Origin of the sequence: Roseovarius sp. 217 (genome assembly GCF_000152845.1) — a bacterium.
GTDB lineage: Bacteria > Pseudomonadota > Alphaproteobacteria > Rhodobacterales > Rhodobacteraceae > Roseovarius.
This window is the reverse complement of the sequence record NZ_CH902584.1, coordinates 877,366-892,821: the sequence shown is the minus strand read 5'-3', so window position 1 is coordinate 892,821 and position 15,456 is coordinate 877,366. Positions and strand designations below refer to the sequence as shown.

Annotated in this window: 14 protein-coding genes and 1 pseudogene; 12 read left to right on the top strand and 3 right to left on the bottom strand. The window is 53.9% G+C overall.

What is annotated here, in order from left to right:
* The first annotated feature begins 78 nt into the window (after positions 1 to 78).
* The gene (locus tag ROS217_RS04205; protein ID WP_009816424.1) at positions 79 to 735 is read left to right on the top strand and encodes a hypothetical protein; all 657 of its coding nucleotides are present in this window, start codon (positions 79 to 81) and stop codon (positions 733 to 735) included.
* Between the two features lie 55 nt (positions 736 to 790).
* On the opposite strand, the gene ROS217_RS04200 is transcribed toward ROS217_RS04205, so the two are convergent.
* Positions 791 to 2,041: a hypothetical protein gene (locus ROS217_RS04200; RefSeq protein ID WP_009816423.1), complete on the bottom strand. Its 1,251-nt coding sequence runs from the start codon at positions 2,039 to 2,041 to the stop codon at positions 791 to 793.
* 673 nt (positions 2,042 to 2,714) lie between these two features.
* Here ROS217_RS04200 and ROS217_RS04190 point away from each other — a divergent pair.
* The 10 genes and pseudogenes from ROS217_RS04190 (at position 2,715) to ROS217_RS04140 (ending at position 11,845) form a co-directional block, all read left to right on the top strand.
* Positions 2,715 to 3,854, top strand: coding sequence for a radical SAM protein (locus ROS217_RS04190; protein ID WP_050766370.1), 1,140 nt, complete (start codon positions 2,715 to 2,717; stop codon positions 3,852 to 3,854).
* Entirely contained in the window at positions 3,854 to 4,435 is a 582-nt protein-coding gene (locus ROS217_RS04185; protein WP_009816420.1) for a 3'-5' exonuclease, read from the top strand. The genes ROS217_RS04190 and ROS217_RS04185 overlap by 1 nt, the downstream gene beginning before the upstream one ends.
* Positions 4,432 to 5,004: an AAA family ATPase gene (locus ROS217_RS04180; RefSeq protein WP_040650347.1), complete on the top strand. Its 573-nt coding sequence runs from the start codon at positions 4,432 to 4,434 to the stop codon at positions 5,002 to 5,004. Before ROS217_RS04185 ends, ROS217_RS04180 begins: the two co-directional genes overlap by 4 nt.
* Positions 5,001 to 5,951 (top strand): aldo/keto reductase, encoded by a 951-nt coding sequence (locus tag ROS217_RS23385; protein WP_083781509.1) that lies wholly within the window; start codon positions 5,001 to 5,003, stop codon positions 5,949 to 5,951. Before ROS217_RS04180 ends, ROS217_RS23385 begins: the two co-directional genes overlap by 4 nt.
* A gap of 396 nt (positions 5,952 to 6,347) precedes the next feature.
* Positions 6,348 to 6,548 (top strand): annotated as a pseudogene (locus tag ROS217_RS04170) (IS5/IS1182 family transposase); the annotation flags it as partial.
* Between the two features lie 536 nt (positions 6,549 to 7,084).
* Positions 7,085 to 7,483, top strand: a complete 399-nt coding sequence (locus ROS217_RS04165; RefSeq protein ID WP_009816415.1) for a hypothetical protein — start codon at positions 7,085 to 7,087, stop codon at positions 7,481 to 7,483.
* 418 nt (positions 7,484 to 7,901) lie between these two features.
* Positions 7,902 to 8,423, top strand: a complete 522-nt coding sequence (locus tag ROS217_RS04160) for a hypothetical protein (RefSeq protein ID WP_157046540.1) — start codon at positions 7,902 to 7,904, stop codon at positions 8,421 to 8,423.
* 268 nt (positions 8,424 to 8,691) lie between these two features.
* Complete coding sequence (locus ROS217_RS04150) at positions 8,692 to 9,279, top strand: hypothetical protein (RefSeq protein ID WP_008279210.1); 588 nt, start codon at positions 8,692 to 8,694, stop codon at positions 9,277 to 9,279.
* Positions 9,280 to 9,352: 73 nt separating this feature from the next.
* Positions 9,353 to 10,369: a hypothetical protein gene (locus tag ROS217_RS04145; RefSeq protein WP_009816413.1), complete on the top strand. Its 1,017-nt coding sequence runs from the start codon at positions 9,353 to 9,355 to the stop codon at positions 10,367 to 10,369.
* Positions 10,370 to 10,729: 360 nt separating this feature from the next.
* Positions 10,730 to 11,845: an ATP-dependent DNA helicase gene (locus ROS217_RS04140; protein WP_009816412.1), complete on the top strand. Its 1,116-nt coding sequence runs from the start codon at positions 10,730 to 10,732 to the stop codon at positions 11,843 to 11,845.
* Positions 11,846 to 12,295: 450 nt separating this feature from the next.
* Here the strand turns inward: ROS217_RS04140 and ROS217_RS04135 are convergent, their stop codons facing one another.
* Positions 12,296 to 12,772 carry a very short patch repair endonuclease gene (locus ROS217_RS04135; RefSeq protein WP_009816411.1) on the bottom strand — a complete coding sequence of 159 codons (477 nt, stop codon included), beginning with the start codon at positions 12,770 to 12,772 and terminating at the stop codon, positions 12,296 to 12,298.
* A 67-nt stretch (positions 12,773 to 12,839) separates the two neighbouring features.
* Here ROS217_RS04135 and ROS217_RS04130 point away from each other — a divergent pair, with 67 nt between their 5' ends.
* Positions 12,840 to 14,375: a DNA cytosine methyltransferase gene (locus ROS217_RS04130; RefSeq protein ID WP_009816410.1), complete on the top strand. Its 1,536-nt coding sequence runs from the start codon at positions 12,840 to 12,842 to the stop codon at positions 14,373 to 14,375.
* Here ROS217_RS04130 and ROS217_RS24620 read toward each other — a convergent pair.
* A complete protein-coding gene (locus tag ROS217_RS24620; protein WP_254656372.1) occupies positions 14,358 to 15,365 on the bottom strand; it encodes an HNH endonuclease in 1,008 nt (335 codons plus the stop codon). The genes ROS217_RS04130 and ROS217_RS24620 overlap by 18 nt on opposite strands.
* Between the last annotated feature and the right edge of the window lie 91 nt (positions 15,366 to 15,456).

Here is a 15,456-nt window from a genome sequence, read left to right as displayed (position 1 = left end):
CCGAGTTCGTGACATGTTATCCTACATCATATAGGATGGGCGGGCAGAAAACAAACCAGATCTTGAGGATTCTAGCGGTTGTACAGAGTTTTAGACAAAATAGCGTTGATTTGGGTCCTGTTCATCCTGTTCGGGGTGAGCCTCGCCGTCAACGCGGTGCTGATCCGACCGGAGACGGCCTCGGAAGTCATGCGTGTAATCTATACGACACCGGCCACCTTCGGTCTCATCAGTCTAGTGGTCGGAGCAACCCCTCTGTGGCGCAAGGTCTGGGCTCGTATCCCGCAACTAAACAGGTGGGTCTTCCCCGATCTAAACGGGCGTTGGGGAACTGAAATCCATTCAAACATCGCCGCGATGGCCGCGTACCATCCGGATTTTGCGAACACTGACCTACAGACCATAAGAACACCGGTGCCCGGAGAATTTGAGATCGTTCAGAACTGGTTCCGGCTCTTCATCCGTTTCGATTCTGATGACCGCTACTCAACCTCAAACACACTTGTTGTCGAGCCGAGAAAAGATCGTGATACGGGCCGGTTCACGCTCACGTACGTTTTCAGGAACGAGACACCGGCGCCAAAACCGAGTGACGAGCAGACTCACTTCGGCGCTGCTCATGTTGAGATAGCCCCCGACTTCCAATCCATGCGCGGTTGGTATTGGACTAACAGAAATGCCTCTCGTGGTCTAAACACCGCGGGCAAAATTGAAGCAAAGCGAATGCAAAGCTAACAGCTTCGGACGGCACATCCCTTTAGCTGAACTTGAATGAAGTTTGCGCTATGTCCTACATTAACCTAAACGCAGGCGACACTTTAGAACTTCCGCTCGATTTAGGTCTATAGCCTATTATGCTTCCATCTTGCGAGATTTTGATTCCAAGACCGTACCTTGCCAACCCTTGGGCGGCCGATGTCCGGCCGCCGCCATCGCCAGTATTGCTGATCATTACTATAGCGCCGACTGCCAGCACATTACCCTTGTGATCCAAGAGTGTCGCTCCGTCTATTGAAAGCAACTCACTCCTAAGCGTACGGTCCAGTTCGTGGAAGGGCCGATCCTGAACAACGGCGCTAAGCGCTTTCGTTTTTTCCGAAGTCCTAAGGTCCAGCCTGTCAAATTCGGATACCAGCGAGTGCCAACTCTCTCGTTGACTGGAACCGACAATGCCTAGGCAGGCACCTCGTCTCCCAAACGAGGCGTCGAGAACAGATTCGTATATGGCCCCACGGATCTTGGGATCACGCGGCACAGCCATTTGACCCAAGATCGGACTGTGAGTTAGGAAATGCCAAATTCCATTCCGTCTTGAGAAAAGAAGCTGCCCATCGCGAAAGACAAGCAACTCTCCATACCCATTGAGTGCGACGGCAACCCTACCGTCTCGATTTGCCGTCCAGCTAGAGATTGCCGATTGCATCAAAGGACTTGCCGGAGCAGTCTGGGCCTTCTGGTTTAGAGAAAGGTGCTGAGTGAAACTCAGACCTTCATCGAATGTCAGCATGCTGTTGTATCCGTTAGACAGAACCGCGCCGACGTCATTCGAAACGAATAGGTCGAAATTGATATCTTTGTCACCATTCGCAGAGGGATCGATGCCTATCGCGCAGGTTATTGGCGTACCTTCATAAAGTCGCGCCGACCAGCTCGACATCTGATCGAGCAATCTAAGAACCTGCACCTCGATAGATTCTTCGGAAACCGCTCTTGCAACTACTCGCCTTTGGAAGGTCGAGAGCAGATCACTCTTGAGGTCTCCTTTCAGCTCGTCATTCATCTCAGCAAGGATACTTGAAAAGGCTTCAACCACCCGAATTTCTCGGGCAGGGTCCTTTTTCTGTGCGAAAGGCTGATCCCTTCGAAATACTAGCCGGTATATATCTGACTTGTTTACCTTAAACCCAATCTTCTGGGGGCTGAGATAAGCAACCGTCGCCTCTGAGGTGCTTGAACTTTCAGAGGACGCGTCTAAAGACGCGCCCGAAAATAAAGGGAGCAGGTATTGCTTGGATATCTCTCTGAGAAGATCCTCATTCATCCTTTTGGGCAAAGTGGACCGATTTCTTTTTTTTATCGCCAATATTCAAACTGTCTCTTGAAGGTCGGACTCAACGAGGACTACTTCTTGGCAAATGCGCCCGACTTCCTCGCTGCAATAGTTGCGGAGCATGCTCACAAGCGAAAACGTTCGGGGCCAGCCACACATCCTTGCACCACTTTCTCTTCCCAGTCAAAGGGTGCGTATAGAAGGCGCGGGCACAAAGGTCGACTTGGCGGACCACATGGCGACCAATGTCTGCTTTCAGCACGCGAGATATTGTGTGGAGCGTTTGCAGCGAAAGTCGGCTTTGCCGAAACCTGTACTTCGCAAAGTCGCAGTTGCATGCAAAGTAGAGGCGTGCGGTTGGCAGATGGATTAAGCCTGATTAAGCTTTTTGGTTTTCGAATTTTCTTATGGTCTTTTGACAGTTTACTCAGTTTGGCGGGTGCTGCGCCAACGTGGGTCCGGCTTCCTTGACGTCCAGCCTCCAGCATCGACGGACTTATGCCCAAGAACTTCGACAAGGTGTGCTGATGCCACTTGCAAAATATTGGACTTTTGCCATTTCTTTATCCGCGAGTACTTCGTACGGTCTCCACCTATGGGGGAACCTTCATTGGATCGTATCTCTCGTGACAACTGCTTCGAAAAGATTATTTGAGAAGAGAAAATGCCGTTTGAACCAGATATTAGTTATGCGAAGGCCACCCTTCGATCTGCCCCAGAAAATCTGCCTCAAGATATTGAAAATGTCATTGAATACCGAAAATCGGGCCTCAGCCTCAATCATATCGTAGGCTGCCCGCTCGATTGTGCATACTGCGTGCGACATCTTTTTAACAATTATGAAATGAAGCGACCGCATCTGATAATGTCAGATGAGCAGGCTGTAGACCAGCTTGTTCGCCACCCGGCTTTCCGTGCTCATGATACTCCGTTGCAAATTTTCAACAGAGCAACGGACCCCTTCCTTCCAAGAGTGAAGGATCATCTTCACCGGACCTTGGAATTGCTGGATGAACTTGGCTTGACGAACCACATGCTTGTAATCACCAGATGGCATGTCTTGGAGGACGATGTGGCCCGTTTGGAACGGCTACAGAACCTCAAGGTTACGATATTGGTCACTTGGTCTGGAATTTCTGACCCGCGCATCGAACCCATCGACAGTTCAATTGCACAAAAATCTCTAAAGACCCTCGCAGCCTTTGCTTCCCGCACACGTCGAATTCTTTACTGGCGACCAATTGTTAAAGGGCTGAATGACACCGACGACTTGATCGCGGAAGCCCACTCCATGAGCCAGTTTGCAGATGCAACGGTTTTCACAGGCCTTTTCCATAGGGAGCAGATCAGAGATTATCTTCGTTCGGTAAATGTGCCTGATCTTTATGAGATGGTGCCTCGGCGAAAAATTTTTCCGAGAGAAGTCGAAGACCGCATTCTCAAGGCTTTCAGCAACACGCCAATATTTCGAAAGACATCTTGCGGAGTAGCGTATGCGCATGGGGTTCATGACTACAACGGTCACCTTGGGATCGAACGCATTTGTGATATTTGTCCGGCTGATCAGGTCAAAATCTGTACTGCAGCCCACAAGCCTCCAACCCAACTTCAGTTGCTAAACTTTGCCAAGGAAGTGGGTCTTGAGGTGGATGGAATAGAGGTTTTTCCAGGCCACATCGTCGTTGGAAACAGCACGGAGCAACAGCGATATTTTGTTCAACATGCGACTGGCTTTCAAGTGCATGACCGCGCTCACCCGCACTTTCCGGGTCGCCATGGACGCGCCGAAGAAGGATGGACTTAATGAAACGTATGTGGGCCGTCGATGTAGAGGGCAATGGCGCTACCCCACCCGAAATTATTGAGTTGGGGATCGTTGAAATGGACGGACTGCGGCTGACAGGGAGAATAAAGCATTGGCAGTTCCGGCCAGAGCTCGAAATTACTCCCATAGTTAGCAGGATACATGGAATTACTAATGAGGATGTTGCCGACGCGCCTCCATTTGATGACGTCGTGGACGACATCTTACTTTGGCTTGAGGGCGCCCCAATTGTTGGACACAATGTTCGGGTCGAATTAGAGGCTCTTTCCAAAGTCTTACCAGGCTGGAAGCCAGCAGCGGCTTACGATACGTTGAAAGTAGCGCGAAGGCTTCTGCCATACCAAGAAAAATTCGGCTTGGAGCGGCTCGGCGACGCGCTTGGCCTCAAAGATGCCGCGTCAAAAGCGGTCGGCGGAGGTGCGGCGCACTCGGCCCCATACGATGCTGCTATGTCTGCAATCCTACTGGAACGCTTGCTGACACCTTTGTCGGTGACTGAGAGAGACAGCGTCTTGATGGATGCTGACATAATAAACGTCAGACAAGGATCGCTTCTGTGACCCGTACAGTAAAAATCGCTGTCGCTGGGACCCATTCCACGGGGAAAACGACTTTCATGGAGGATTTGGAGCGACGTATGATCGATGCAGGTCTTAACGTGGCTTATGTACACGATAGTGCAGCTGAGGCGCTCGCCGCAGGATTTCCAATCCTGAGAAACCACACGTTTGAAAGTACAGCTTGGTTAATCGCTCAAGCAATCCGTCTTGAAACCGTTGCCGCGCTTGAAGCTAACGTTATCCTTATTGACCGACCTGTTCCCGACGCCTTTGGGTATTTGACCGCGGCTCTGCGCACTACAGGCCGTTCAATTGATCAAGATCGGTTGAGTCGCCTTGAAGCCATCTGCGAAGCTTGGGTGAAAGAGTATGATCTCATCTTTGTGACAAGACTTGACATAAACATACCGATTGGGCCAGGCCGGGATAACGATCATGTTTTCAGGGCCGCAGCCGACGAAGCGGTTGCCGAAGTGTTAATGAAGCTGGCTCCAGAGCATCACGTTCTCACGTCGGCGAACTCGGAGCAATCCATGGAGTTGGCTATGCGCGTCGCTTCTGGCAAATGAAAGCAGCTCCACAAGATCTTGCCTGTGAGAAAGCAACTGTCGCCGGGCCTCTTCGCATCGGTATTGGTTGCATGGCACTTTCTGGTCTGTATGGCCGCATAGCTGCATCTGATGCACGCAATGTGCTGGATGGTGCAGCAGGCCTTGGTTTTCGACTTTTCGACACGGCGCCATTGTATGCTAACGGCAACAACGAAGAATTGATCGGTGAAGTGTTTGGCTCAAGGGCTGACATAACCGTATCGACAAAATTCGGCCTCTCGGAAAACAATTACAATAAACTTGTGCGGGATAGCCGACCCAGTTCAATTCGTGCATCCGTAGAAGCGTCGCTGGGCCGCTTGCGTCGTGAACGAATAGACCTTCTTTTCCAACACCGTCCTGATCCAGATGTGGATGATCAGGAGGTAGCGGGCGCTGTGCAAAATCTCATAGAAGAAGGTAAAGTTGCCTCTTTTGGTCTTTCAGGTACCCCTATTAATCGCATCAAACCAGTGGCAGCACATTGCACCATCGCGGCGGTTCAAAATGAACTTTCTATTTTGAGTGATCCAGATCTCTGGTCCGCTCCTAAGGAGGTCGGAGACATGGGTTCTTTTTTCATGGCCTATGCACCGATCGCTCGTGGGCTACTGAGCTGGCAGACTGCTCGCGCTGCCCGAACTGCGGACGACTATCGGGCGCAGATAAAAGCCTTCGAAAACCCCGAGCAGTCGGCACCAAAAAAACTTCACGGGTGCATCCAAGAAATTGCATCAAGCTATGGCGTCTCAGCGACCGCTGTCACGCTGAGCTGGGTTCGATCTCGGGGGTCGAACGTTGTGCCAATTCCTGGGCCGCGCAATACGAACCACCTTGCCGATCTACTTGAAGCCGCGAATCTTGAACTCCAAGCATCTGATATTTCGATGATTGATGAATTCGCAAAGAGTTTTTTTATTCGTTAGGGCAATGAATTTTTTTGGAAGGTTACTTTTCATCCGTTGGGATTTGAAGCCATTGTGCTCCTCTGGGCCCAGCCCAAATGACCGTCCTCAAAAGGCTGGAAGCGGACCTTGGACCCGATTTGCGCCAAAGTCTGATAAGGGTCGAGAGCGTCTTGATGGGTGACCACGGTTCGCAAGTTTGCAGGGTCGGCTCCCTGCGCATTGCCGACCTTGGTGCTTGGTGCAGCATGGTGGTGTTGAATCTGAGCCGTGAATGGCCGCTTTCATGTCTTTGATAGGATGCCCTTGTAGGTGCAGCGAACTCACACTTTCCGCCCATGCTGTTGAAAAAGTCTTTTTTGTAGTGCGGCAAATCATTTGATTCACACGATTATGAGGGGATTGGAGGATTTTGTCATGATGGGCACCCAAACGGCACCGGCACAGTTGTTCTATGACTTCGATCTGGAGCGTCATGTTCCTTCAGGCCGTATGCTTCGCGAGATCGACCGGTTCCTCGACGTGGATGGGATGCGGGAGGCTCTTCGCCCCTTCTACAGCCACATGGGGCGTCCCTCGATTGATCAAAAGCTGATCATCCGGATGTTGGTCATCGGGTAAAGTGCCGGTGATGTGTGCGGGCGCCGGCAAGTGCCAGAACGTACCCTACAATTGCGTTGCCAAGATTAGTCCAAATCCTCCCCGCCGAGGAATGGCTCAGCATCCGGGTATTACCATCAGCAGGAATGAATGGGATCCGGCGAAGTCCTAGACATTTACAGCGATCGCGAAGGGGATGCGTATTGGTGCCGGCACTGTCCTGTGACCAAAGCTCCCAAAGCAAAGACCCCTCAGCACTTCACGGCACCGACAGTGATGGGAATGAACTTGCCCGTGCATTGTATACTGAAGATCCTGAAATCGTTGAACAGGGCTGGCAATCTGCAACTTTTGCCCGGACAGGAGAATCTCGAAAAAGTGCGACATGTATTTAAAATTCTGGATCGCTGCGCGCAGTTATGCCTATCGCACATGCCACCAGATCTCCTGTATGCCGAAGATGTGGACCGGTGCGAAGTTGGCGGAGTTTGTGCAGTACCGTGAAGAAAGGTCCGCGAGCACCTGCTCGACCTGACGAGGCTGGAGACTGCATGATGAACCGAGAAGACCTGAAGGCCGCCTGCTTGCGGAGGCTCAATGAGAGCGCCACAGAACATCCGGCCGGGCACCAAGGAAAGTTGGCCGCGCGCTATTTGTTGCGTGGGCAGGGCGGCGAAGTGATGGAGTTGATGTTCGAAAAGGGGCCGAAGACCCCAGCCAACCTCTGGGTCGCTGCAAGCCGTGTAGGCCAACTGCTTGAGGACAACAGTCTGGGTCACCGCCTCGCTCCCGCTTCGGTTCTCAACGCGGTCAAGGGGTTCAATGGAAAGCCCATATACGGTCGCCACTCCGCACTGAAGCCAATGCGAGAATTGGCGTATGCCGATCTGGTCTGCTTTCAAATCACGGCGCTCACGCAGCTCGATCGGGTGATCAATCACCTGATGGGCTGATCAAGTAGTCGTTCAAGTTTGGGCTGCCAGAGGCTCAGAGAGAGGCCGTGAGAACGCTTTGGGGCGTGACGTGCCCCACTTCTCTGCAAAGGCTCCACACGTGCCCTTGGGCCGCTCTAGGCGCTCTCAAAGCATTGCGGCTCTGGGGTGATCCTCGTGGCTTGTGTCACATGGTAGTGGGCGCGCTTCCTTTGAGAGCAACACTGCGTTCCTTAGATTAGGGCGAGTGCGTCGCTCTCGTTGTCTGAGTGAGAAGATCTGGTGAATCTGGTCTCAAGCCTCCCTGCAAAATCTATCTTAGAGCCTTCGAGAGTTTTCTTCGCCTCGTGCGAAAAAACCGCTTGCTCAATTATGGGAACGTGACGTAAACATGTCACGTGACAGTATCGCGTCACGTCTCGAATCAAGGAGTAACGTCATGGTTCTAAGTCCGGCAGAGCGAAAGCGGCGACAGCGCGAAAAGGAACGTGAAGAGGAGGCGCGACTGCGCCGCCAGGGTGGAGATCCTGTTTCAGATCTCTATCGAATGCCCTTCTCAGAATGGGCGGAAAACGACGGCAATATCGATGAACTCATTCAATACACCGGCCTGGCTGGATTTGAGCTTCCACCGTTTGATGAAGAGCGTGACCCGCACGATTACGTAATCGACAGGATCTCCGCGTTCGGTGATGGTGATCTCTTCGATGGCGCCAAAGGGGCGCTTGGTCGCGCTGAGTCTACTGTTGGTATTCTAGGCGATACGGCTCTGCTTCTTGCGACCGCAATCAACAATTACAAACGGCATGAGATCAAGGCGCGTCTGGCTGAACTTGAGGCGGATGAGAATGTAGATCGGGCCTTTGCGATGAAAGAGGCCGTGCGTTTGAACAAGTTGCTTGAAAAACTTGACCGCATGGTGCGTCGCTCGGTGCCGGAGTGGCGGGTCATCGAAGACTAGTGCAACTTCGGGAATACTGGTTGGTTTAACGCCGGATAATCAACTGACTTCGCACACAGTGAACTGGGCGACAAGTTGCCCCGAGTGAGCGACTTGTTTGATAACGGATGCATAGAAGGAGATCGCGAAAACGGAAAACGACACCCGAATGAACTGCTTGAAGATACGGTGGGCCGAAACTGCAATTTCGACCCACCAATAAACGGCAAGATCGAGGGGTAGGACCCTCTTCTTGCCCAACCTGAGCCCTCGAACAAAAGGCTATCCCATGAATATCACCAATCGCTCGCGGCATGCAACCGCTGAGGAAAATGCTTATGCTGCAGCTCTCGAGGCAGCATCGCGTGCAGAGACGTCCTTGCCTCAAGCGAAAGCAGCAGGCGTCAATGTTAAGGAAATCCAGTTTCTCACTGAGTTACTGGCAAGGCATGCTGGCATTGAGAGAAACCCTGAGTTTTATCTTGAAATGCTTATGAATCTGACACACCACATCCTGTATGTACTCGAAGCAGAGCATCTGAAACTCGAACTTGGGTCCTGTGAGGAATGTGGTGTTTACCCGCCCCATTTGCCGCCCTTTCCGTCGTGGCAAAGACTTTTGCGTCTGGATCGGGCTGAACAGGAGCGCCTCTTGGACAAACGCGCTAGCGAGCTCCTGCGCGAAATCGAGGGGCTGCGGCGGACCGTCGATGAGGCCAAGGACGGCTACTACATCGCGCCTCCTTACATCAACGCCTATGATATGATTGAGAATGCCCGGCGCAAATTCTCGCGTTTGCGTAACACGGCCCTCAAGCTTGGTCACTGGACCGATGGGCGTTGGGACGATGGCGAGGAAGAGACGCACCGCGTCTGAGATCCGCGCCAAAACCGAAAACCATACAACGAGAACAACTGATCCGGATTTCCGGAAACGAAAGGGTGTGTCAATGACACTGATGAATTACAGCGCGCGCATAAACCGCCTCAGTCGCATCGTGAAGGTGATCCCGCGCGAGCACCGCGCAGCTGAAGCTGTGCTCCTGTTGAAAAAATGGCCGGCGTATCGCTTTCTTGACCCGCTTAGGGCGACAGAGATCTTCAAGGATAAATACGTCGAAGCGTACAAGAATGCCTACAAGGCAAATATCGACCGGAATGCCGGAGAACAGATCAAGATCGCGACGGGTTACAAGACGTGGACCCAGAACAGCTACCTGACACAGATGTGGACCGCGCGGCAGGCCGCGGACATGCTGTCGATGCCCTACGAGACTTATCTCGAGTTTGCCTTCAACTTTGCGCTCGCGCGCAATCGCCGTCATCTTCCTCAACCGAACCAGCTGGGCCCTAATCCGAAAACACGTGATGCGTGGTTTGGGAAGCTGGAGGACTTCTGGACCGGTGACAGGCGCAGGCTCGCCCTGACGAGAATGCGGCCCATGACGCAATATGCGTTGATCCACGATCAGGGACTGCCTGCGCAGACGCGGTTTCGGCAGGAGCTCACAGAGGCGGAGGAGGGCAGTAGCTCTGCACTGGATGGCTTCATCGCGCGTAACGTGCTTGCCCTCGGCTACCTGTCGCGGGAGCAGTGTAGTCACGTCGGAGCTGAAGTCGTGTCGCTCGCCGCAGAGCGCGTCGAGAGGAGCTTTGACGTCGTCCTGCACAAACACGAACGCCCGGGTCCCGGCGATCTTCTGCAGAGCTGTTTCGGCTTGCCTGGGGCCGAGGACTCGCTGGACGAGGAGGAGCCGCGGTTCAAGCCGCCCTGTCTGAGCTGTCCCGTTCGCGCAGCATGCACTGAGCTGCGTGACGAGGTCGTGGCGTCCGTGCTCGCCAAGATAGGCAGCGCGGAACCGATTGCCGACCACCGCAAGCGTGTCGTCCGGGACCGGGTCGCCCGTTTCCGGAGTAAACGCAAGATTGCTGCCGCAGAGCAAGAAGGGCAGCCGCGTGCAGGTTAGAGGTGTGTAACGCTCCCCTAAGGTCTCTTTAGATCCGGAGGAATACACAGGAACAGATGTAATATAATAGGGGAGCGTTACAGCTCTGCTACCTCCCGGGATGAGTTCATATTCTCCGGCACAAGATTGGTAACGCCCCCCTACTATATGCAGAATTTCTTTCCGCACCGGGGAACAAGAACGAGTGCACTAGGGGAGCGTTACAAGACCAAGGTCTCCGATCTGACGCGGATGTGGTGCAAACCTACGACTTCACCGAGCACCTTTTAAACCCACTCGGCGACCGTTGCGGTCGCCGATCCAACCGTCGACCCAAAATCCAACCCACCCCATAAAAACGGAGTATCAAAGTTGACCAATATGACCCATAAGTTCTCGCCGCAGCAGGCTGCGGCTCTCGACAAGGTCGCGCACTGGTTCAAGCACGAAAGCAAGAGAAAGCAGGTGTTTCGCCTCTTCGGATACGCAGGCACCGGCAAGACAACGTTGGCACGGCACCTGACCGAAGGTGTAGATGGTGATGTCTGCTATGCCGCCTTCACTGGCAAGGCAGCACTCATGATGCAGCGCAATGGCTGCGAAGGTGCCAGCACGATCCACCAGTTGATCTATGAGCACAAGCGTCGGTTCGACGGAACTTTCGAGTTCGAACTCAACGATGCGAGCATTGCGGCAACCGCCAAGCTGATCGTGATTGATGAATGCTCGATGGTCGATGCCAAGATCGCGAAGGATCTGAAATCGTTCAAGGTGCCGATCCTGGTCCTCGGCGACCCGGCCCAGTTGCCGCCGATTGAAGGGGCTGGATACTTCATCAACGAAGAACCGGACGTGATGCTCACGGAAATTCATCGGCAGGCCAAGGAGAGCCCCGTGTTGCGGCTCGCCACGGATGTCCGGGAAGGGCGGCCGCTTCGGTTCGGCACATTCGGCAAGAGCCGTGTCATTAGCTCTGACGAGGTCGACATGCCGGACTTCCTCGCTGGGGACCAGATCCTCGTTGGCCGCAATGCCACGCGCCATGGTTTGAATCGTGAGATCAGGGAGGAGCTTGGCTTTAGGTCAACATGGCCGGAGATTGGTGATCGGTTGGTCTGCCGGCGCAACAATTACAGCCTTGGTGTACTTAACGGTGAACTGTTCAAAGCCGTGTCGGATGCGAGCGAGCACAAGTCCGACCCGGCGAAGATTTCGCTCTTGGTGAGGTCCGAAGACTTTCCCGAGGAGGGTAAAAAGCGCATCAACGTGCTCAAGGAATACTTCACCGGAAAAGACGTGCGCCTTTCAACGAATGAACTTCGGTCATCGCAGTACTTCGAGTATGGCTATGCACTCACCGTGCATTCTGCGCAGGGCAGCCAGTGGAACCATGTTGTGATTGTCGACGAATCCGGCTGTTTCCGGGAATTTGAGACGCGTTGGCTGTATACGGCGATCACCCGCGCGCAGGAAAACGTCACGATTATCACTGGATAGGCAGTGCCAGCTACCGATCGTTACTATACACGATTCTCAGGTTCGGGAGATTCTGGCGCAGTTCGCTTGCCAAAGCTCTCGGACCCTTATGCCTGCTTGGGATGGCTTGACGATCGAAACGTCAGAATCACAACCAGCGCAAGTTTTCGAACCCCTTTCCCTCCGCCACTTGCCCTTGAGAAACGTTTCTCCCGATCCGGCTGCGGCCGGATTTTTCCGTTATATTCAAGGGTTATGCGGGCGGGGCTGTTCACCGGCCCATGTGCCGGGAGGGCCGGAAGCAGCCTCTCAGCGCCGATATTCTCCAGACCTCATGACTGCGCCGATTTAGTGAATGGCTTGTAAGTAGATGATTTATTGTTTTTATTTCGAGGGCCGAAAATTGACTTCGACGCTAGTCTCCTTCGGCCATTTGGAACGGAATCGGAATTTCAATCAGCTTGAAGCACATTATCCTGCATTTTCGCCGGCGATGACAACTGCATTCCCAATTTGGATTTCGGCAGCACTGCTGCGGAGCCAAGCGGCCAAGAGATTGGCTGCCAATGCAGTCTCCGCCGGTCTCCTGAGCGCGCACTCCCAGACTGTTGCCACACGCCAGCCAGCATCAAGCAGCTGATCGTGCACCGACCTGTCCCGCGCAACGTTCGCGTCGAACTTCGCCTGCCAGAACTCCGGACGTGTCGATGGAGTGGTTGTGTGACGACAGCCCTCATGGCGGTGCCAGAAGCAGCCATGCACGAAGACGATTGCGTGATGCTTCGGAAACACGAGGTCAGGTCGCCCGGGGACAGTCTTCGAATGCAGCCGGTAACGGAAGCCGCGCGCATGAAGTGCCCGCCGAAGCACCAATTCGGGCTTCGTGTTCTTCCCCTTGATCCCGGCCATCATTCGGGATCGGGTCTGTTTGTCTACGATATCGGCCACGTGCACCCTGGTCTTCGATCTGGAACCTAGTATACACCGACTGAATGAAATTCGTCAGGAGCCTGATTTGTCAGCCACTTTCGGCATTGTCGATCTGTTCGCCGGTCCAGGCGGACTTGGTGAGGGTTTTGCTTCCCTCGTCGAGGACGGACATGCGCCGTTCCGGATCGGGATCTCGGTCGAGAAGGAGGCATCGGCCCATCGCACCCTAGCGCTGCGCGCGTTCCTGCGTGAATACCAAGCGCTTCACGGTGTCTTGCCCGAACCGTTCATCGATTTCCATGCCGGGCTTGTTCCCGAGCCGGACTGGTCAGCAGTCGACGCCGAAGCGTGGCAGCTTGCCATTGATGAGGCTCGTGCACTCGAACTAGGCACTGAGACCGCTGCAAGGGCGATTGACGGTGCCATCGCGAAGCTGCGCAAAAACTATGACGATACGATTCTCATCGGCGGACCGCCCTGTCAGGCTTATTCCCTGGTAGGGCGCGCTCGGGCGAAGGGCAAGATTGGCTATGTGCCTGAAGAAGATGAGCGGCACTACCTGTTCCGAGAGTATATCCGCGTGCTCGACAGGCTTCGTCCCGCTGCTTTCGTGATGGAAAACGTCAAGGGCATGCTGTCCTCGACTATCGAAAGCCGACTTGTCTTCGAGATGCTGATGGAAGACTTGTCCTCGCTTGGTACGGGCCAGGATCACCACTACGATCTTCGGGCGGTCCGGGTGGAGGATGGAAAAGCCAGCCTGCGAGAAGCCGCACGACCATCTGACTTCATCGTGCGTGCTGAGGAGTTCGGGGTCCCGCAACGGCGCCACAGGGTGATCATCGTAGGAATTCGGTCCGACCTCTCGGGCAAGGCTGCGCGCGCCGAGATTGCGGTCTCGGCTCTGACGCGAACGGTCAGCGACGTAATCGGGACGATGCCCGACCTGCGCAGCGGCATCAGTCGTGGTAGAGACGATTCATCGGCGTGGCGAGACGAGGTTGTCGAAGCGGCGAAACTTCTGGCCAAAATCCATAAGGGGAAAGAGAATGCTCCGCTTCGGGAAGCGTTCTCATCCGTTGCCAAGCGCATGAAGTCGAAAGCGCAGAGCCGTCGGACAGCGTCATGCCAGCCGGATGGCTATGGCACCTCAAACGATGAATTGCTGCGCTGGCTTGAGCGGCCAGAACTGCGCGCCATTGCCCAGCACGAAACGCGCGGGCACATGGTGTCGGATCTGGGACGGTATCTGTTCGCCGCTGTCTTCGGAGCAGTGCGCGGCTATAGCCCAAAGGCCGCCAATTTTCCTCTGGTGCTCAGCCCCGATCACCGCAACTGGCACAGCGGTGTCTTCAATGACCGCTTCCGGGTTCAGCTGGCGGACGAGGCATCGACGACGGTCACGAGCCATATCTCGAAAGATGGCCACTACTTCATTCACCCCGACCCGATCCAGTGCCGGAGCCTGACGGTGCGTGAAGCTGCTCGGCTGCAGACATTTCCCGACGACTACCTTTTTCTTGGCAACCGCACGCAGCAATATGTCCAAGTCGGAAACGCCGTGCCGCCATTTCTTGCGAGGCAGATTTCAAGATTGCTTCTTTCAGCTTTGGGTTCTTGATCCGTTGGCGCCGTTCACCGCGGCTTTAGCATCGTCAATTGACCACCAAGGGCGCCGGGCATGTATCATCCGGTGGCAGTTGGAGCAGACCAAGGCAAGGTCCTTCAGGTTCGTCTTACCGTGTTCACCGAGCAATGAAACCGGCAGGGTGTGGTGGCATTCGATAAATTCCCGGCCCCTCTCTCCGTAGGTCTGCAAGAAATCGAAACCACAGACCTCACAGGCAAGACCGCCATGCTGTCTCAGGGCGGCGGCCTTCTTTTTCTTCACGAGTGTACTGTTTCGTTCTCGGGAAATATGAACTTGGGTCATTATTCGACCTTCTGGCGCCTCGAAATCGAGGTCGTCGAGAGCCAATATCTCCGTTTCACTGGCGCCGATTAACTGCAAGATCCCATTTGCAACCCGCGTTACCTCGTCCGGACGTCCCGAAAACTCCTCCCAAAGCTCAATTTCAAGCATGTTGCCATTGGTAAGCCCTTTTCTGCCGTTATCGGTGTATTGGGGGTCGAAAGAACTGAAGTTTCGTAACTTCATGGCGACTGCATCTGGCGTTCGCAAACGCAATCCGCGATCGATCAGGCCCAAGGCCGCACTAACTCTTGCGATACGCTGCGCGAGTTCAACGAGTTCCTCAGACTGGGGTCGAGGATCAAAATTACGATGATTCAGATGAAAATCGAGAGCAATGATTAGCTCGTCACGGGTCCAAGCCGGATTTCGATGTCGACCCTGTTCTACAAGAAATTCACGAACCCTGCTGAACAGATCTTCATCGCTGTTCCGTATCCAGTGTTCGTGAACTGCGCGGTCTCGTTCACTAAGCTGTGGTCCTCTTTTTTGCCCTACGGACCAACCCTTTCGACCATTGTCAAAAAGGGAGTCAAATATGTCTCGTGTGCCCTTTAGAGTATGGCGAAACTGTTGTTGAGAGCGACCATCCGAAAGAACATTAAAGAAAAGGTCGTATGCACTGTTCCAACTTTCCACGCCCAGTGCTGCAGGTGGTCTTGGCGCTTTGCCATCGGAAAAGTCTGTGCAACGCGACAAAAAGTACCCGACTAGAACCAAGTCGTCGGAT

Bases quoted from the DNA above. Each gene is read 5' to 3' on its own strand.
- ROS217_RS04185 (WP_009816420.1), top strand. From the start codon at position 3,854: ATGAAACGTATGTGGGCCGTCGATGTAGAGGGCAATGGCGCTACCCCA.
- ROS217_RS04140 (WP_009816412.1), top strand. From the start codon at position 10,730: ATGACCCATAAGTTCTCGCCGCAGCAGGCTGCGGCTCTCGACAAGGTC.
- ROS217_RS04150 (WP_008279210.1), top strand. From the start codon at position 8,692: ATGAATATCACCAATCGCTCGCGGCATGCAACCGCTGAGGAAAATGCT.
- ROS217_RS23385 (WP_083781509.1), top strand. From the start codon at position 5,001: ATGAAAGCAGCTCCACAAGATCTTGCCTGTGAGAAAGCAACTGTCGCC.
- ROS217_RS04160 (WP_157046540.1), top strand. From the start codon at position 7,902: ATGGTTCTAAGTCCGGCAGAGCGAAAGCGGCGACAGCGCGAAAAGGAA.
- ROS217_RS04165 (WP_009816415.1), top strand. From the start codon at position 7,085: ATGAACCGAGAAGACCTGAAGGCCGCCTGCTTGCGGAGGCTCAATGAG.
- ROS217_RS04145 (WP_009816413.1), top strand. From the start codon at position 9,353: ATGACACTGATGAATTACAGCGCGCGCATAAACCGCCTCAGTCGCATC.
- ROS217_RS04190 (WP_050766370.1), top strand. From the start codon at position 2,715: ATGCCGTTTGAACCAGATATTAGTTATGCGAAGGCCACCCTTCGATCT.
- ROS217_RS04200 (WP_009816423.1), bottom strand. From the start codon at position 2,041: ATGAATGAGGATCTTCTCAGAGAGATATCCAAGCAATACCTGCTCCCT.